Consider the following 16,759-nt stretch of genomic DNA (forward strand, 5'->3'; position numbering starts at 1 on the left):
CTGGTGAGAGCAGACGCGACCCGCAACCTCGAACGCGTCCTGAGCACAGGCGCCCGCATGCTCGCCGACGACCCCTCAGCGACCATCGCCGCCATCGCCGTGGCGGCGGGGGTGGACCGCCGCACGGTCTACCGCCGCTTCGCCTCCCGCGAAGACCTCATGGCCGCCGTCTACGGAGCCCGCTACGACGCGGTCGAGAAGGCCATCGAGGCGGCCAGGCTGCGCGAGGCCCCGGTCGAGGTCGCGCTGCACCGCTACGTCGAGGGCATCATCGCCGTCAACCGCAAATGGCCCGTGGAAACGAGCCGCATGCTCCGCGAGGAGACGCTCCACGAGCGCCGCCGCGGCCTGATCGACGAGGTCGACGCCTTCCTGCGGCGCGCCACCGACGAGGGCCTGCTGCGCTCCGACCTGCCGCCCGGCTGGGTGGCCACGATCCTGCCGCCGCTGCTGGTGCACGCCGCCGAGAACCTGCCCGAGCTGAGCGCCGCACAGGCTGCCGACGTCGTGGTCGACACACTGCTGCGCGGCACCGGCCGTACGGCACGACCCTAGGCGCCGCCTGCATACGAACGGTTGACGAAGGGCACCGCGATGTGTCCCGTGCGCTCAGCCTTCCGTGGCGCCGGCCAGGACCGTCGCGCATCGCGGGCACGAACCGCTGCGCGGGCTCCGGCAGGCCGGACAGGACGAGCGTGACCTCCTCCGGCGTGCCGACCCGGGACCCGAGCCTGTTCCGCCGCCAGGACGTGTCACCGGCTTGACAGGTGACGAGCGGCTTTGCCAATATCGTCACCAGTTGAACCGGTGACGCGCCTTGTGTCCCCGGAAACCTTGAAGGGAAAGCCATGGCTGTCAGCTACACCGGAGTCGTCACCGTCACGGGAGAAGGCCGCAACGGAGGCCGGGTCCAGGCCGACGACGGCCTCCTCGACACCACGCTCGCCATCCCGAAGCAGCTCGGCGGCGCGGGCGGGGCCACCAACCCCGAGCAGTTGCTGGCCGCGGGCTGGGGCTCCTGCTTCCTCGGCGCAGTCAGAAGGGCGGCGGCGGAGCGCAAGATCAGGCTGACGAGCACGGCCATCACGGCGGAGGTGACCCTGCACCACGGCGACGACGGCGAGTTCGGCCTCAGCGCCGTGCTCAACCTGGAGCTCGGAGGCGTGGACCAGCAGACGGCCGACGAGCTCGGCGCCGCGGCCCACCAGATCTGCCCCTACTCCAAGGCGACCCGCGGCAACATTCCGGTCACCATCAACGCGAAAGCCGCTTGAAGTGCGGTCGGCTCAGGACCCCGCCGAAGCGGCACGCCGCGCCCGCTTCGGCCGGCTGCCCGAGCGGATCCGGCTCGAGGACACGGTCGAAGAGCGTGCGGCCACTGCGCCGGACCCCGCGCGGGGTGTCTATGACGAGGACGAATGGCTCGTGCGGTACTGCCTGTGAAACCTGGAGGGGCATCGTGTTGCGCATACCCACACCCGTAAGAGCCCTGGCGGTGGCCACGATCGTGGTGGCAGTCGCCCTGGGGTGCCTGGCCCAGGTCTTCTGAGCCTGGAGTCCGTGTCCGGATCACCGCTCTCTTCGGTGCGGACCTTGGAGCACGGGCTGCGCGGGCTTGGCCAGGAACGGGGATCGGCCGAGGATGACGATGCCGGTCACCATCGCGACCAAGCCGGCCACCTCACCTGCGATCGCCGCCGGGGTGACCTGCAGGCGTTCGGCGAAGATCGCCACACCCAGCACGATCCCGCAGATCGGCTCCGCGACCGTGGTGGCCGGTAGCGAGATCTGGAGCGGGGCGGCGTCGAACGCGCTCTGATTGAGGAGCAACCCCACCACGGCGACGCACGGCAAGACGTACAGTTGCCAGGTCGTGAGCATGTTCGGCCCGCCGTCCAGCGTGAGCAGGGAGCCGCGGGTCAGTACGTCCTGCAGGCCGTACAGCACCCCGGCGGCGGCCGCCAGCAAGATCGCCTTGACCTTCAGGGTCCGCCGCAGGCCGAAGAGGACCAGCGCCCCCGCGACCACGACCACCGGGAGCGCCGCGAGCCACCGTATGGAGACCGGATCGGGGAGGCGGCCACCCTGGGGCCTTCCGGCGAACAGGAACAGCGCCACTCCTCCGCTCACCAGCAAGGCGCCCAGCTGCAGCGTGCGGCCGAACGGTTCCTGGTAGATGACATGGGCCGCGGTCAGGGCGAACAGCAGGTTCATCGCAAGAAGCGGCTCCACCTGCGACACGTCCGCATACCGGAGCGCGATGGCGCCGAGGATCTGGCCGCACACCATCAGCCCGAGCCCGACCAGCCACAACGGCATGCGCATGAGGTTCAGGAGCAGGCGCGCGTGCAGCATCTCCTCCAGCGGCTCGCGGTACGCGGCATGCTGCTGAGCGACGAAGCCGATACCCAGAAGGCACGCCGCCCCCAGAGAGACGATGATGACGATCACCAAGGGTGACGGTCTCCGGTGTCCTGTTCGACAGGAATGAGCACCCCGTTCCGCTTCCCCGGACGCCGACTCTGTAACTGAGCGCACCAGCTGCTCTTACGGCCTCTGTATTCGACATGCGGTAGAACTTCTACGCAACGTAGAAGCTCGTAGGGAGAGGCAGTCGAATGGGCGACAAGCCGCAGGGCACGATCAAGGAGCGGCTCTCCGCGCTGCAGGCTCAGCAGCGACGACAGGAGAGACGGCGCCGGATCGCCGTGATCGGCGTCTCCGTGACCGGCGTCGGCGCGCTGGCCGCGGCGGTGACGGTGTTCTGGCTCGACGACCGTGCCCGCACGTCCCTGGACGCGGTGCAGACGGTCAACGTGACGCAACGCAACCACACCAGCAAGCCGGTCACGTATCCGCAGGCGCCGCCCGTCGGCGGGGATCACTCCCCGGCCTGGCAGAACTGCGGCGTCTACACCGATCCGATCCGCAACGAGAACGCGGTCCACAGCCAGGAGCACGGAGCGGTCTGGGTGGCCTACCGTCCGGGACTGCCCAAAGAACAGCTCGACATGCTGCTCGACCAGGCCAGGGGACGCGACTTCGTCCTCCTGTCCCCCTACCCGGGCCTGTCGTCCCCGGTCGCGCTCAACTCCTGGGGCAAGCAGCTCAAACTCGACAGCGCCGACGATCCGCGACTGCCGGTGTTCCTGCGTACCCACATCAACGGCCCGGGCACGCCCGAGCCGGGGGCGACCTGCACCGGCGGGGTCGGGGAGCCGTCCGCATGAAGCTGCCGGCCGTTCTGCGGCGGCGTCGCGTGCTGGTGCCCGCGACCGCTGCGCTGGCGTTCACGGTGGCCGTCTTGGGCCTCGGACTCCTCTACCCCCGGCCGCCCGCGGACGCCTCGGTGGAGGCGGGGTTCGCCCGTGACATGCAGGCTCATCACGCGCAGGCCGTTCAGATGGCGCTCATCGTCCGGGATCGCACCAGCGATCGCGAGGTCAGGACGCTCGCCTACGACATCGCGACCACTCAACAGCAGCAGATCGGGCAGATGTACGCCTGGCTGGACATGTGGGGCCTGTCCCAGGCCTCGCTGCAGCCGCGCATGGCCTGGATGGGCCAGAGCCATCACAGCACGAACAAGGCCATGCCCGGCATGGCCACCGCGGCCCAGATCAAGGAGCTGGAGCAGGCCGACGGCAAGGACGCCGAAGTGCTGTTCCTGCGCCTGATGATCCCGCACCATCAGGGCGGTGTGCAGATGGCCCAAGCGGCCGTTCAGAGTGAGCATCCCCAGGTCAGCCGCATGGCCGGCGCCATCCTGGCCGCCCAGAAGGCCGAGATCGACCTGATGCGGCGCATGCTGGCGGCACGCGGCGCCTCCGAGACCTCGGCCTGACCGCACGCGTGGCCTGCGGGCACGGGACGTCAGAGAAGGAACGTGAACAGCGGCGAGCCCGGTGGGATGCGCTCCACCGTGAGCGGGCTGGCCTTCATCCGGGACAGGAGGCTGTCGAGGTCGCCGGCCCGCTCGAGTTCGATGCCGACGAGCGCCGGGCCGGTTTCACGGTTGTTCTTCTTGACGTACTCGAAGACGATGATGTCCTCGCCCTCTCCCAGAACTTCGTCCAGGAAGTGGCGCAGGGCGCCAGGGCGCTGCGGGAAGGTCACCAGGAAGTAGTGCCTCAGCCCGATGTGCACAAGAGAGCGCTCCAGCACCTCGTTGTACCGGCTGACGTCGTTGTTGCCGCCCGACACCACGCACACCACCGGTCCTCCGGAGGCGTAGGGCAGCAGCTCACGGGCCGCGGCACCCGCGAGAGCTCCGGCGGGTTCGGCGATGATGCCGTCGGTCTGGTAGAGATCCAGCATCTCGGTGCACACCGCACCCTCATCGACCGCCACGACCTCGTCGACCAGGTCCTTGACCAGAGGGAACGTGGCGTCTCCCACCCTCCCGACGGCGGCGCCGTCCACGAAGGTGTCCAACTCGGGCAGGGCGAGAGGCTCGCCGTGGTCGAGGGCGGCGCGCATGCTGGCCGCTCCGGCGGGCTCGGCCCCCACGATGCGGGTGGCGGGTGAGTGCTCGCGCAGCCAGACGGCGATGCCGCTGATCAGGCCGCCTCCACCCACCGGGACGACCACGGTGTGCGGCGCCTCCCCGCACTGCGCCAGGATCTCCAGGCCGACCGTGCCCTGCCCGGCCATCGTCCTGACGTCGTCGAACGGATGCACGTAGATGGCGCCGGTGTGCTCGCTGTCGGCGTGCGCGGCGCTGCTCGCCTCGTCGTAGGTGCCGCCGCCGACCACGACCTCCACCCGGTCGCCGCCGAGCGCAGCGATGCGCTCGCGCTTCTGCCGTGGCGTGGTGGACGGGACGTACACCCGGCCGTTGATCCCCAGACGGGCGCAGGCGAACGCGACGCCCTGCCCGTGGTTGCCCGCGCTCGCGCAGACCACGCCGCGCCGCCGTTCCTCATCGGTGAGGGAGCCGATCAGGTTGAACGCCCCGCGCACCTTGTACGAGCGGCAGACCTGCGCGTCCTCGCGCTTGAGCAGCACTTGACCACCGAGCAGGTCGGACAGCCGCTGGTTCGGCTCCAGTGCGGTGTGGCGTATCACCGGCCGCAGCCGTTCGGCCGCCTGGCTGATCAGCCCGGCGGTGAGGCGGTCGGTCATGCACACTCCATCAAGAAAGGTCGTGTCGTGGTGGCCATGGCCGCAGCAGCCGAACGGGCGATCACCGGAAAGGGCGCCCGTCGCCGGGCGAGCACTTCGGCCACAACGAGCCCACCAGGCCATGCTATTCCCGCGGCGCCCGCCTCTCAGCCTCTGACGGCCCTGCCGTACCTGGGTCGCCGGCCTTGGCTTACGTCTGGTGCGGCGCGCTTGTCCCCCGTGCGAGCTACCGGCGAATGTCCACCAGGTGGTGACGATTTGGGGGTTGTCGATTCCATAGCGTTACGTCATGGCCGCAGCAATTCGGTCATTTCTCTGACTGGAGGACATCATGCTCCGCAAGTTCAAGGCATCCGCTGTGGCCGTACTGTGCTGCACCGTGGTCGGTGTGGGACTCGCCGGTACGGGGACCGCCACGGCGGCGGACTGGGACCCTTTCTCCTCCACCAAGGCGGAGGACTGGGACCCCTTCGCTTCCGCGCCGCGGAAGGCCGATCCGTTCTCCGGCACCAAGAAGATCGAGGTCGGCGGGCGGTCGGTGAACGTGTCCTGCTCGGGCGACCTGGCGGAGGGCAAGCCGGTCGTCGTCCTGCTGCACGGCGGGGGTGATGCTCTGGACAAGATGGCTGCCCTGCAGAAGACGCTGAGCGCGAAGAACCGGGTGTGTTCCTACGACCGGCTGGGTGCGGGCGGCAGCGACCAGCCGGATGGGCCGCAGGACTTCGCGAGCACCGGCAAGGTCCTGACCGGGGTGCTCGACCGTATCGCCGGTGACAACCCGGTCGTCCTGGCCGGGCACTCGCTGGGTGGGCTGATCGCTGCCAGGTACGCCCCCGAGCACCGGGACCGGGTCAAGGGCCTGGTCCTGATGGACGCCACACCCTCGACCATGGTCGCCGACATCTCCACGACGATCCCCGCCTCCGCCAAGGGCCCGGCGGCCGAGGTGCGCGCACAGAACCTCGCGATATTCCAGGGAAAGAACCCGGAGAAGCTGGTCATCACCGACGGCAAGGTCCGTTCCGCCGGGAACATCCCGGTCAAGGTGATCCAGCACGGCAAGCAGTACCTGGCGGCCATCCCCACGTACGGGCCGAGCCTGGAGCGGGCGTGGGCCGCGGGCCAGCGCAAGTGGCTCGGCCTGTCCAGCCGGAGCAAGCTGAGCACCGCCAAGAACAGCGGGCACTACATCTACCTCGACCAGCCCAAGCTCGCCGTCAAGGCCATCGAGCACGTCACCTCGCGCGCCGCGCGCTGAGCGACCGGCGGAGTAACCGGCCGAACGCCTGCTCAACCTTCATCCACGCGGCCCCGACGCCTCACCATGGCGCCGGGGCCATGGCAGTTCAGTTTTGGCGTAACGCTTTTTGCCAAGTTCTCCTGTCGCACGTTGTGACGGAATAGACGGCGATCTTCGCCGGGTATTGACAGCCGCCGCATCGTTGATGACACTTTGGTCGAAACGCAGCGGAAACCTGCATGTCATAGCGGAGCGCGCGCCGGTGACTGACCTGCGGCGCACGTCAGAGTGTGTAGAGCCATGCCGACGGTCCCACGCCAAGGAACCGTGCAATAGCCCGTTGATACAGAGATAACTATGTTAGCGCTAACAAACAAATTTTATCGACATAGATGTTAGCGCTAACAATTCTCCAATGGTCACCGCCGCACACGAAAGGCACACAATGGGTTTCTGGTCTCTGCGCCACTGGCGACGAACGGCCCTCACCGTCGCCTCCTTCGCGGCGCTCGTCGTCACCGCGCTGGTCGCCGTGCCAAGCACGGCACAGGCGGCGGGCACGTTGTCCTGCGACATCTACGCGAGCGGCGGCACACCGTGCGTCGCCGCTCACAGCACCACCCGTGCGCTCTTCGGCTCCTACAACGGGGCGCTCTACCAGGTGCGGCGCTGGTCCGACGGTGCGACGACCAACATCGGCGTGCTCAGCGCCGGCGGTTACGCGAACGCCGCGACCCAGGACTCCTTCTGCTCGGGTACGTACTGCACGATCGTTCGCATCTACGACCAGACGTCGCGCCACAACGACCTCACGATCGCTCCCGGCGGCGGCGCCAATCCCACGGCCGACCAAGGCGCGAACGCGGCGGCTCTGCCCGTGACGGCAGGTGGCCACAAGGTCTACGGCGTCTACATCTCCGCGGGCAACGGCTACCGCAACAACGCGACGAACGGCGTCGCCACCGGCAGCCAGCCCGAGGGCATGTACATGGTGACCGAGGGGACTCACGTCAACAACCGGTGCTGCTTCGACTACGGCAACGCCGAGACCAACAACATGGACACCGGCAACGGCGACATGGACGCGATCTACTTCGGCACGCTTTGCTGGTTCTCACCGTGCGCGGGCGGACCGCGCGTCGCGGCGGACCTCGAGAACGGGTTGTTCGCCGGCGGCAACGGCTCCTGGACCGCGAACACCGGCCGCAGCTCCGCGTTCGTGACGGCGATGCTGAAGAACAACGGTACCTCGACATACGCCATCAAGGACGGCAACGCGCAGTCCGGCAGCCTGGCGACGCGGTACAACGGGGCGCTGCCGACCCAGGCGGGCTACAACCCGATGACCAAGCAAGGCGCGATCATCCTCGGCATCGGCGGCGACAACAGCAACGGCTCCGTCGGATCGTTCTTCGAAGGCGTGATGACCAGCGGCTATCCGAGCGACGCCACGGAGAACGCCGTACAGGCCAACATCGTCTCCGTCGGCTACGGCAAGAGCGTCACCTTCCCCGTGAACGGAGCCACCTACCGGCTCACGAACCTCACGAGCGGCAAGGTGCTCGACGCGGTCAACTGCGGCACGGCCAACGGCACGCAGATCGACCAGTGGCAGGCGCTCGGCAACACCTGCCAGCAGTGGCGCTTCAACAGCGTCGGCGCGAACAAGTGGACGATCACCAACGTCAACGCCGGCAAGGTGCTCGACGCGGTCAACTGCGGGCTGGCCCTCGGCACGGCCGTCAACCTGTGGGAGCCGCTCGGCAACACCTGCCAGCAGTGGGCGGTCATCCCCGCGGGCAACGGCCGATATGAGCTGGTGGTCGAGAACAGCGGCATGGTGCTCGACGACCAGAACTGCGGCACGGCGAACGGCACGCCGGCCCGGCTGTGGATGTGGCTCAACAACACCTGCCAGCTCTGGTCGATCGCACCGTAGGCACCGGCTGGGCACACTCGGGTGAGTGCGTTCCGCCGAACGGCATGAGCGTGGGACCGCCGGACGCCGACGGTCTCACGCTGGGGCCGCCTCGGGCGGATCAGCCGGAGCGGACGGCGCGGTTCAGCAGGACCATGAGCTGCCGCAGTTCGTCGCGGTTCAGAGCCGCCAGCGGGGTCTTCTCCAGCGCCGTCCGGACCAGTTCGTCGCGAACCTCACGGCCCTTGGCGGTCAGGACCAGGACGCGAGAGCGGCGGTCGGCCGGGTCCACGGCGCGCTCCACCAGCCCCCGATCGACGAGTTGGTTGGTGATGAAGGTTAGGTTGGGGGCGTTGCAGTACAGGCGCTCGGTCATCACCTTCATCGAGGGTGGCGGCTCGGCCGGGTCGATGGCCCACAGCGCCTGGAACGTCGCCGGTGTCAGGGCGTGCCTGGCCAGCGCCTGCCCGAGCAGGTCGTTGGTCCGCATCCAGATGTCGTGGGTCGCGGCGACCACCGCGGTGAGCTCGGGCGTGGTCATGCCGCCATTCTACCGGTGTTTCGAGTCTCGAAGGATCGTGCTAGCGTCAATGCTTCGAGACTTGAAACAATGGAGGTCTTTGTGGCCGACGACTATCGCGGCGTCACCGCGCTCGTCACGGGCGCGTCCAAGGGGCTGGGGCGGGCGTACGCGCTGGAGCTGACGCGCCGGGGAGCGCGGGTGATCCTGCTGGCCCGTTCGGACGGGAGCCTGCGGGAGCTCGCCGCACACATTCGGGAACGGCACGGCAGGCCGGACGCCGAGGTCATCACCGGTGACCTCGCCGCTCCGGATGGTCCGGAGCGGGTCCTGCGGGCGCTGCGTGACCGTGGCCTGACCGTCGATCTGCTGCTCAACAACGCCGGCGCGGGCAGCGCGGGCCCGTTCCTCAGCCGCCCGCTCGAGCCGCAACTGCGCTCCGTCGGGCTCAACGTCGTCGGTCTGATCGCGCTGACCCACGCGATCGGGGCCGAACTGGTCGCCCGCGGCTCCGGCGGCATCATCAACGTCTCGTCCACCGCGGCCTTCCAGCCGATGCCTTACCAGGCCAGCTATGCCGCGACCAAGGCTTTCGTGCTCTCCTTCACCGAGGCGCTGGCCGAGGAACTGCGCGGCACCGGCGTCCACGTCATGGCCGCGCACCCCGGCGCGATCGCGACCGGCTTCTTCGACGGCACCTCGGCCACGATCGACTCCCGGGTCGCCGACGCGCCGGCCACCGTCGCGGCCCGTACGCTGGACGACTACGCCCGGCGACGCGCGGTGTCCTACCCGGGCCGGGCCGTGAACCGCGCCCTGACCTGGCCCGCGCGCCTGCTGCCGCGCACCGTCGTCGCGCGGATCACCGGCGGGTTCAACCGCCGGCTGCGCATGCACGAAGTCGTCGACCTCGCCTAGCGCCCCAGTGACACGTCGCGATCATGGTTGGAATCAACGCTCTCCCCGGCTTGGCCGTCCGCCCCGTGCCTCGGGGATCCCGCAGCCTCGGTTCGCCCCGCCCGGCGCACAGACCGAACACCGCTCGGACCATCGGCCCGGGCGAGAAGGCTCAGCGCCGCCGCTGACCCGGTGCCGGCCTCGGCGGTCACCACGACTATCCGCTGGCCTTCCTCCTGCGGGACGTTCAGGGTCTGGAGGTTGAGCTGCATGCGGCCTACGACCGGATGGTGCATGCGGTAGGTCGCGAGGTCCCACTTCCTGACCCGGTGCTCGGACCACATGCTGGCGAACTCCGGGCTCTTCATGGTCAGTTCACCGATCAGCGCGGCCAGCCGAGGATCGTCCGGATGCTGCCCGGCGGCGAGCCGCAGTTTCCCCACCACGTCCCTGGCCTTCTTCGGCCAGTCCTCCGCGTACAGGTCCCGCGTGTGCGCGTCCAGGAAGACCAGCCAGGCCGTGTTCGGACGCTGGTCGGGCTGATCGGGGATGTGCGGGTCCAGATGCCCGGCGAACAGTGCGTGTCCCGTGCGGTTCCAGGCCAGTACGTCGCTACGGCGCCCCAGCACGATCGCGGGCGCGTCGCCGAACGCGGCGAGCAGCTGCCGGGTCGTGTCTCCCGCTCGCTCCGGCGCGGGCCTGCGCCGGGTGCCGGTGCGGCGCGAGGCGCGGGCCAGGTCGTGCAGGTGGGCCCGCTCCACCTCGTCAAGACCGAGGGCACGGGCCAGCGCGTCCAGCACCTCCGGTGACGCGTTGAGCGAGAGCCCCTGCTCCAGGCGCGTGTAGTAGGACAGGCCCACCCCGGCGAGCTGTGCCAGCTCGTCACGGCGCAGCCCCGGCACGCGACGGCGCTCTCCGAAGTCCCGGAGTCCCACATCCGCCGGCTGCAATTGCGACCGGCGCATCCTGAGGAACTCCCCCAACCCCGACTTCTTGTTCATACGCCGAGTATCGAGCACCGGGGCGCCAGGCAGCCTGACCCCGCCAGGGACAGGCTGTGAACGGTCGGCGGCAGCAGACTCGACGCCACGAGCAGGACGCAGGGCCGGAGTCCGGTACGGCAACTGCTCGACCTGACTCACTTGGCAACGGTATCCACGCGCCGCCCGGCAGGCCGGGCCGGACCGCGTCTTCGGAAGGAAGAACACCCCATGAAGCTGAAGCAGTCCGCGATCGCCTTGGCCCTCTCCGCCATGACGGTCCCCGGCATCGTGCTGGCCGGCACCACCGGCGCCCTCGCCACTCCCGACCGGTACGCCGCCACCGTCTCCGACCAATCCCGTCCGGCGGCGCCCACCGTAGACGCCAAGGGGCCGGGGGTCTTCCCTCACTCCGCGGACTACGACCCGGACTCCCGGAAGTTCGTGACGGGTTCGCTGGCGCACAGCACCATCTCCTCCGTCGACCAGAAGGGCAAGGTGCGCACCCTCGTCGATGACAAGAAGCTGGTGTCCGTGCAGGCCGTACGGGTGGACTCCAGGCGGAACCGGATCCTGGCCGGCAACGTGGACTACGGAACGGCCGACCGCTCCACGCCCGCCACCAAGTTCAAGGTCGCGGGTGTCGCCGGCTACGACGCCGACAGCGGACGCCGACTCTGGTACGCCGACCTGAACAAGGTCGCGGACGACGGCAAGCAGCATCTCGTGTCCGATGTGACGATCGCTCCGGACGGCACGGCGTACGCCGTCGACGAGCTCTCCCCGACGATCTTCCGCATCGACCGCGCCGGACGGGCCTCCGTCCTCCTGCGCGACGACCTGCTGGCCGGTGATCTGAAGATCCCGGACTTCCTGGACAACGTGGGCATGAGCGCCGTCGCATGGATGCCAGGCAACCTCCTCATCGTCGCGAAGGCCGACGGCAGCCTGGTGCGGGTACCGGTCGCCCACCCCGAACAGGCCGCCAAGGTCAGGCTCTCCAAGAACCTCAAGGCCCTCACCGCGGGCATCCGGGCCCTGCCGGACGGGTCGATCGCCGCGATCAGCAGCGGACTGCTCAGCGGGAAGGCCGCCGTCGTGCAACGGGTTCGCCCCGGCCGCCACTGGAAGTCCGCCACCGTCTCGGTCACCGACACCGTCGCCGACCCGGTCAGCAGCGCCGTCACGGCCGGCCCCCGAGGTACGACCTACGCGCTCAGCGGCGGCCTGGCAGCCCTGCTGGCCGGCAAGCCGAACGACGGCTTCACGCTGCGCCCGGTCAACGTGCGCTGACCCGCACCACCGTTCGGGCCCGCCTCTCTCCCCGGGCCGGTTCCGAAGAGGCACCGGCCCGACCTTCCGCACCACACCGTCATCCCTGGCACCCGCGAAAGGAAACAACATGTCTGCGCTGTACACCACCGAGGCCCTGTCGACCGGTGACGGCCGCAACGGCCACGTACGGTCCCTCGACGGAGTCCTGGACGAAGCCCTCGCGATCCCGAAGGACCTGGGCGGCCCCGGCGGCGACAGGACCAACCCGGAGCAGCTCTTCGCCGCCGGATACGCCGCCTGCTTCCACAACGGACTCCGCCTGATCGCGAAGGGGATGGGCGTCGAACTGCCCGAGTCGAGCGTGCGGTCGAAGGTGAGCCTGCTCCCGACGGGGACCGGCGGTTTCGCCCTCGCCGTGTCGCTGACAGCGCTCCTGCCCGGCCTGGAGCAGCCCACCGCCGACGAGCTGGTGAAGGCCACACACCAGGTGTGCCCGTACTCCAACGCCACCAGGGGGAACATCGAGGTGACCCTCAAGGCCATAGTCCAGTAGGGGGACTTCGGACGGCTGACTCGCGGCGGTTGCCGTGGCCGCAGTCCGCTGTGCTGCCGGCGGCGCCGGCCGATTCGGACCGGGGCTGGGACGCGATCGTGGTCGGCGAGTACGAACGAGCGTTCTCGGTTCGGCTGCCGCCAAGAAAGTTCATACAAACTCGACCATGGCGTCGATCTCGCCGGGGCTGAGGACACGCTCCACAGGCGTTGAAATGCGAAGCGGGAGAAGTCATCACTTCTCCCGCTTCGATATGAAGTGTCCGAGGGGGGACTTGAACCGTTCGCCTATCTCCTGAGTAGCTTCGACGCTCCGTGGCTGGACATCTCGTGCCCGGAATAGGCGTGCAGGAGGCTGCGCCCGGACCCAACTCAACGAGATCGGGTCTTACTGCGCGGCACACGCCCATACCGGTGAAGTCCAGCAACTGCCCATTCGGGATCTTCAGCAGCCGATCGCGCTGCGCCCAGGACAGCGGCAGTACGGCGGCCAGGGCTCGGTGACTCCAACACCGAACCCCGGCCTGTGACCCAGCAACCTGATCAACCCAGGAGCCAGGCCATGCGCCACCCTTCCACACAACCAATCGCCGGGGAAACGATGTCCGCTGAAGCGGCCCCGCTCAAGCGCACCCGGCGCTTCTTCATCAACCTCTTCCGGCCCGATCGCGAGGACACCGCGCCGATCGCCGCAAGCCCGCCCAACGTCGGCACAGGCCGACTTGGGGACCGGGTCATCCTCGGCTTCGCGGTGGCCGTCCTGCTGGCAGTCGCCGGCGCGGCGGCCTATGTCTCGTACCACCACTTCTACGGCCTCGCCATCGCTCTCGGCGAGCGGCACGACATGGCCATCCTGTATCCGGCGATGTCCGATGGCGTGATCGTCATGGCTTCGCTGGTGATGGTCTACTGCTCCCGCCGTCGGCTTCGTGTGCCAGTCCTGGCATGGGTCGCGCTCGCCCTGGGAGGCGCCGTGACCCTGGCGGCCAACGTGGCGCACGGCTGGTCCGGCGGACTCGGATCGCGCCTGGTCAGCGCCCTGGCACCGGTGGCGTTCGCGGGTGCGTACGAGCTGCTGATGTGGATCGTCCGCAACACTCGGCGAGAGTTGGTCGAGTCCCCAGCGGACGAGCACGTGTGCCAGCCCGCCGAGACCCTCGTCGAGGTGGCACGCGTGGTGCCGGTCCTGCCCACCGACCGGTACGAGGCGGCACGGCTCGCCTACGTCGACAGCCTCGGCGAGGGCAACCAGCGCCTCGGCCGACGCCCGCTCATGACCCGGTGGGGACTGGAGCAGCGCGAGGCTGAGGAGATCATCGCCGAGGTGGAAAGGGAGCGGGCACAGGCAGCCGACACGAAAGGGGCCGAGGCGTCGGAAGCAGAGACCGTCGTACCACCGCCGGACGGCATGCGGACGAGCGAGGTGGACGCGGCGTGAAGGACATCCTGATCCCCACACTGTGGACGTGTCTGTTCCTCCTCTGCGCTATTCACGAGGCGACTCCGAACGCCCGGAGCGTCAGGCAGATGTGGACGGCCATCCGCCACGCTGGCGGTGCTCGGACCGTCTTCACGGTGGCTCGCGTTGCCGTGGTGGTCGTGCTGCTCATCCTCGTGGAGCTGTGCCGTCTCGCCAGCTATGGCCTGCAGGCGGTGCGGATCGTCGTCGAGGCGCTCGCCGTGCACGTCGAGATCCTCGGATCGCTGGTCGCTCGGACGGAGGTGAAGGCGTGACTGCCACAGACGAGATGCAGGACGGCGTAGCGGTCGCATTCCAGGATGAGGTCTCGCCGCTCGCCCGCGAGAACGCCTTCGCGCCTGCCTCGGAGAAGCCGACACAGGAGGTTGCGAACGAGAACGATGTCCTTGAGGGCAGGGTGGTCCCGGTCGATCAGCCGCACGAGTCCGGCTCGGTAGACCTGCTCGCTGAGCTGGCTGCACGCCGCCAGGAGCGGTCGCCGCTGGTTCCGGTGTGGCTGAGATCGCGGGTGGATGCCTTGCAGGTGCTCAAGTGGCAGGCCGAGCACACCGGCTACGTGCTGGCGTACCACACGCTCCGCATCCCGAAATACGCGGCCAAGCTCCTGGCACGGACCCCCGCTGGCGCCTGGCGGCTGCTCGTAGAACTGGTCCGTTGGCTGTTCGACCTGGAAGGCCGCCCGGTCCGCCGAGCAGCCGTGTCGAAGGACGAGGCCGCGGAGTACCTGGCGCTGTCCCGGCAGCGCGACAGCCGAGTCAAGGCCCGGCTGTGGACCCTCCTCATCGGCGCCATCACACTGGTGCTGGCGAGCATCTTCGTGGCGGTGGCCGCGCCGACCTGGGCCCAGTGGGCGATTGTCGGTGTGCTCGTTGCCGTGGTGGGCCTGATCGGGTCACCCGTCGACAAGCCGCTTTTGGATCGGGCAGTGGTTCCGAGCCGCGTGCGGAAGCTCACCAGCGACCAGGTGCTGGACGCGCTCGGCTCGCTCGGCATCTCGGCCATCAACCAGGCGCTCGGCAAGAGTGGGCGCGGCATCACCTTCCCGGCTCCGATCATGCGTGACGGGCCGGGCTGGCGGGCCGAGGTGGATCTCCCGCTCGGCGTGACAGTGTCCGAGGTGCTGGAGAAGCGCGACAAGCTCGCCTCCGGCCTGCGCCGCGCCCTGGGCTGCGTCTGGCCCGAACCCATGTCGGAGGAGCACCCCGGCCGCCTGGTGCTATGGGTGGGCGACCGGGAGATGCGCAAGGCCAAACAGCCCGCCTGGCCGCTGCTGAAGTCGGGACAGGTCAGCCTGTTCGACCCGATCCCGTACGGCAACGACCAGCGCGGCCGGCCGGTCTCGATCCTGCTCATGTTCGCCAACGTGCTCATCGGCTCCATGCCGCGCTACGGCAAAACGTTCGCGCTGCGGGTGCTACTACTGGCGTGCGCCCTCGATCCGCTGGCCGAGCTGCGACTGTTCGAGCTGAAGGGCACCGGCGACCTGTCGGCGCTGGAGAAGGTGGCCCACCACTACGCCAAGGGCGCCACCGACGCCGCGAAGGCGGCGTGCGTCGCCTCGCTGGCCGAGGTGTACGCCGAGCTGGACCGACGCGCGGAGGTCATCGACAGCCTGCCCCGCCACCAGGCGCCCGAGTTCAAGGTCACGTCCGAACTGGCCGCTCGGCGCGACCTTGGCCTGCACCCGATGGTGGTGGCGATCGACGAGTGCCAGGAGCTGTTCGCCGACGACGAGTACGGCGAGGAGGCCGCCAAGTACGCCACCGCGATCATCAAACGCGGTCCCGCCCTCGGGATCATCCTCATCCTGGCCACCCAGCGCCCGGACAAGGACAGCCTGCCCAAGGCCATCTCGGCGAACGCGGGCATCCGGATCTGCCTGCGGGTGATGGGTTGGCAGGAGAATGACATGATCCTCGGCACCGGCATGCACCAGGCCGGAGTCAAGGCCACGATGTTCACGCTGAATGACAAGGGCATCTCCTGGGCGGTGGGCGTCGCTGAGGACCCGATCATCGTCCGGTCGGCCTACCTCGACGGGCCTACATCGGAGCTGATCGCCGCACGCGCCCACCAGCTCCGCCAGACAGCTGGGACGCTGTCCGGCCAGGCCATCGGCCAAGAACCGCCCAAGCGGGTCTCGTACGACCTGCTAGCCGACATCCTGACCGTGACCACGGCCAAGGAGGAGAAGGTCTGGAACAGCACGGTCGTGGACCGTCTCGCGGATTTCCGGCCCGACGCCTACGGCCAGTGGGCGGACCTGGAAGACGACGCCAAGACCGCCACGCTGACCACACGCTTGAAGGAGTACGCCGTCAGGACGGAGGACACGTGGGGCCGCGACGCCGCTGGTAAGGGTCGCAACCGGAAGGGTTTCAATCGCATCGACGTCACTGAAGCGCTCGGCAAGCGGAAGATCCAGCCCTAGCAGTTCGTCCTACTCTGCTGGTCGCCCCTGGAGCCTATTCCGGGGGCGATCGCGTGAAACCCCGCTAGAACGCTAGACCTCAGGTCAGGAGGAGGTTCCTCCGCTAGCAGAGCCGCTAGACCTAGCGACCATATTCGCTAGAGCTTGGTCCGCTGACTGTCAATCGCCAGCAGCTCCTGCCACCAGAATCCTCCGCCATCCTGCTGCGCCCCGGCACGCTTTCGCCGGGCACACTGCCAAGATGACCGTGGCGGTTCTCCATGCTTCCTAGCTAAAGTTCATTAACGCTCTCGCGGGTGTCCTCTTGGGAGCGGTTGAACCGCTTGAGGCTCGGAGTGGATT

16 protein-coding genes are annotated in these 16,759 nt (G+C 68.8%); 12 read left to right on the forward strand and 4 right to left on the reverse strand.

Annotation, left to right across the window (positions count from 1 at the left end; all coding sequences use genetic code 11):
• The first annotated feature begins 3 nt into the window (after positions 1-3).
• Together ABZX61_RS10020 and ABZX61_RS10025 are read left to right on the forward strand one after the other, a co-directional pair.
• Entirely contained in the window at positions 4-555 is a 552-nt protein-coding gene (locus tag ABZX61_RS10020) for a TetR family transcriptional regulator (protein WP_355193159.1), read from the forward strand.
• A gap of 293 nt (positions 556-848) precedes the next feature.
• The gene (locus ABZX61_RS10025; RefSeq protein ID WP_350723884.1) at positions 849-1,274 is read left to right on the forward strand and encodes an organic hydroperoxide resistance protein; all 426 of its coding nucleotides are present in this window, start codon (positions 849-851) and stop codon (positions 1,272-1,274) included.
• A 295-nt stretch (positions 1,275-1,569) separates the two neighbouring features.
• Here the strand turns inward: ABZX61_RS10025 and ABZX61_RS10030 are convergent, their stop codons facing one another.
• Positions 1,570-2,451, reverse strand: a complete 882-nt coding sequence (locus tag ABZX61_RS10030; RefSeq protein ID WP_355193161.1) for a DMT family transporter — start codon at positions 2,449-2,451, stop codon at positions 1,570-1,572.
• A 167-nt stretch (positions 2,452-2,618) separates the two neighbouring features.
• Here ABZX61_RS10030 and ABZX61_RS10035 point away from each other — a divergent pair, with 167 nt between their 5' ends.
• Together ABZX61_RS10035 and ABZX61_RS10040 are read left to right on the forward strand one after the other, a co-directional pair.
• The gene (locus ABZX61_RS10035) at positions 2,619-3,230 is read left to right on the forward strand and encodes a DUF3105 domain-containing protein (protein ID WP_355193163.1); all 612 of its coding nucleotides are present in this window, start codon (positions 2,619-2,621) and stop codon (positions 3,228-3,230) included.
• Positions 3,227-3,844, forward strand: a complete 618-nt coding sequence (locus ABZX61_RS10040; RefSeq protein WP_355193165.1) for a DUF305 domain-containing protein — start codon at positions 3,227-3,229, stop codon at positions 3,842-3,844. The genes ABZX61_RS10035 and ABZX61_RS10040 overlap by 4 nt, the downstream gene beginning before the upstream one ends.
• A gap of 29 nt (positions 3,845-3,873) precedes the next feature.
• On the opposite strand, the gene ilvA is transcribed toward ABZX61_RS10040, so the two are convergent.
• A complete protein-coding gene (gene ilvA / locus ABZX61_RS10045) occupies positions 3,874-5,124 on the reverse strand; it encodes a threonine ammonia-lyase IlvA (RefSeq protein WP_355193167.1) in 1,251 nt (416 codons plus the stop codon).
• Between the two features lie 331 nt (positions 5,125-5,455).
• On the opposite strand from ilvA, the gene ABZX61_RS10050 reads away from it, so the two are divergent.
• Entirely contained in the window at positions 5,456-6,382 is a 927-nt protein-coding gene (locus ABZX61_RS10050; protein ID WP_355193169.1) for an alpha/beta hydrolase, read from the forward strand.
• A gap of 427 nt (positions 6,383-6,809) precedes the next feature.
• Complete coding sequence (locus tag ABZX61_RS10055; RefSeq protein ID WP_355193171.1) at positions 6,810-8,303, forward strand: arabinofuranosidase catalytic domain-containing protein; 1,494 nt, start codon at positions 6,810-6,812, stop codon at positions 8,301-8,303.
• Positions 8,304-8,403: 100 nt separating this feature from the next.
• Here ABZX61_RS10055 and ABZX61_RS10060 read toward each other — a convergent pair whose 3' ends face one another.
• The gene (locus ABZX61_RS10060) at positions 8,404-8,823 is read right to left on the reverse strand and encodes a MarR family winged helix-turn-helix transcriptional regulator (protein WP_350723870.1); all 420 of its coding nucleotides are present in this window, start codon (positions 8,821-8,823) and stop codon (positions 8,404-8,406) included.
• A 69-nt stretch (positions 8,824-8,892) separates the two neighbouring features.
• Here ABZX61_RS10060 and ABZX61_RS10065 point away from each other — a divergent pair, with 69 nt between their 5' ends.
• Positions 8,893-9,720, forward strand: coding sequence for an SDR family oxidoreductase (locus ABZX61_RS10065; RefSeq protein ID WP_355193174.1), 828 nt, complete (start codon positions 8,893-8,895; stop codon positions 9,718-9,720).
• Here ABZX61_RS10065 and ABZX61_RS10070 read toward each other — a convergent pair.
• A complete protein-coding gene (locus tag ABZX61_RS10070; protein ID WP_355193176.1) occupies positions 9,717-10,700 on the reverse strand; it encodes a helix-turn-helix transcriptional regulator in 984 nt (327 codons plus the stop codon). The genes ABZX61_RS10065 and ABZX61_RS10070 overlap by 4 nt on opposite strands.
• A 210-nt stretch (positions 10,701-10,910) precedes the next feature.
• Here ABZX61_RS10070 and ABZX61_RS10075 point away from each other — a divergent pair, with 210 nt between their 5' ends.
• From ABZX61_RS10075 to ABZX61_RS10095, 5 genes are all read left to right on the forward strand, one after another.
• On the forward strand, positions 10,911-11,972 hold the full coding sequence (locus tag ABZX61_RS10075; RefSeq protein ID WP_355193178.1) for a hypothetical protein: 1,062 nt from the start codon (positions 10,911-10,913) through the stop codon (positions 11,970-11,972).
• 109 nt (positions 11,973-12,081) lie between these two features.
• Positions 12,082-12,507: an organic hydroperoxide resistance protein gene (locus ABZX61_RS10080; protein WP_355193180.1), complete on the forward strand. Its 426-nt coding sequence runs from the start codon at positions 12,082-12,084 to the stop codon at positions 12,505-12,507.
• A 600-nt stretch (positions 12,508-13,107) separates the two neighbouring features.
• The gene (locus ABZX61_RS10085; protein ID WP_355193182.1) at positions 13,108-13,944 is read left to right on the forward strand and encodes a DUF2637 domain-containing protein; all 837 of its coding nucleotides are present in this window, start codon (positions 13,108-13,110) and stop codon (positions 13,942-13,944) included.
• Positions 13,941-14,240 (forward strand): hypothetical protein, encoded by a 300-nt coding sequence (locus ABZX61_RS10090; protein ID WP_355193184.1) that lies wholly within the window; start codon positions 13,941-13,943, stop codon positions 14,238-14,240. Before ABZX61_RS10085 ends, ABZX61_RS10090 begins: the two co-directional genes overlap by 4 nt.
• The gene (locus ABZX61_RS10095; protein WP_355193186.1) at positions 14,237-16,417 is read left to right on the forward strand and encodes an FtsK/SpoIIIE domain-containing protein; all 2,181 of its coding nucleotides are present in this window, start codon (positions 14,237-14,239) and stop codon (positions 16,415-16,417) included. Before ABZX61_RS10090 ends, ABZX61_RS10095 begins: the two co-directional genes overlap by 4 nt.
• Positions 16,418-16,759: the final 342 nt, after the last annotated feature.

Source organism: Nonomuraea sp. NPDC003709 (assembly GCF_040610775.1).
GTDB lineage: Bacteria > Actinomycetota > Actinomycetes > Streptosporangiales > Streptosporangiaceae > Nonomuraea > Nonomuraea angiospora_A.

Bases quoted from the DNA above. Each gene is read 5' to 3' on its own strand.
- ABZX61_RS10025 (WP_350723884.1), top strand. From the start codon at position 849: ATGGCTGTCAGCTACACCGGAGTCGTCACCGTCACGGGAGAAGGCCGC.
- ABZX61_RS10035 (WP_355193163.1), top strand. From the start codon at position 2,619: ATGGGCGACAAGCCGCAGGGCACGATCAAGGAGCGGCTCTCCGCGCTG.
- ABZX61_RS10040 (WP_355193165.1), top strand. From the start codon at position 3,227: ATGAAGCTGCCGGCCGTTCTGCGGCGGCGTCGCGTGCTGGTGCCCGCG.
- ilvA (WP_355193167.1), bottom strand. From the start codon at position 5,124: ATGACCGACCGCCTCACCGCCGGGCTGATCAGCCAGGCGGCCGAACGG.
- ABZX61_RS10050 (WP_355193169.1), top strand. From the start codon at position 5,456: ATGCTCCGCAAGTTCAAGGCATCCGCTGTGGCCGTACTGTGCTGCACC.
- ABZX61_RS10055 (WP_355193171.1), top strand. From the start codon at position 6,810: ATGGGTTTCTGGTCTCTGCGCCACTGGCGACGAACGGCCCTCACCGTC.
- ABZX61_RS10060 (WP_350723870.1), bottom strand. From the start codon at position 8,823: ATGACCACGCCCGAGCTCACCGCGGTGGTCGCCGCGACCCACGACATC.
- ABZX61_RS10065 (WP_355193174.1), top strand. From the start codon at position 8,893: ATGGAGGTCTTTGTGGCCGACGACTATCGCGGCGTCACCGCGCTCGTC.
- ABZX61_RS10070 (WP_355193176.1), bottom strand. From the start codon at position 10,700: ATGAACAAGAAGTCGGGGTTGGGGGAGTTCCTCAGGATGCGCCGGTCG.
- ABZX61_RS10075 (WP_355193178.1), top strand. From the start codon at position 10,911: ATGAAGCTGAAGCAGTCCGCGATCGCCTTGGCCCTCTCCGCCATGACG.
- ABZX61_RS10080 (WP_355193180.1), top strand. From the start codon at position 12,082: ATGTCTGCGCTGTACACCACCGAGGCCCTGTCGACCGGTGACGGCCGC.
- ABZX61_RS10085 (WP_355193182.1), top strand. From the start codon at position 13,108: ATGTCCGCTGAAGCGGCCCCGCTCAAGCGCACCCGGCGCTTCTTCATC.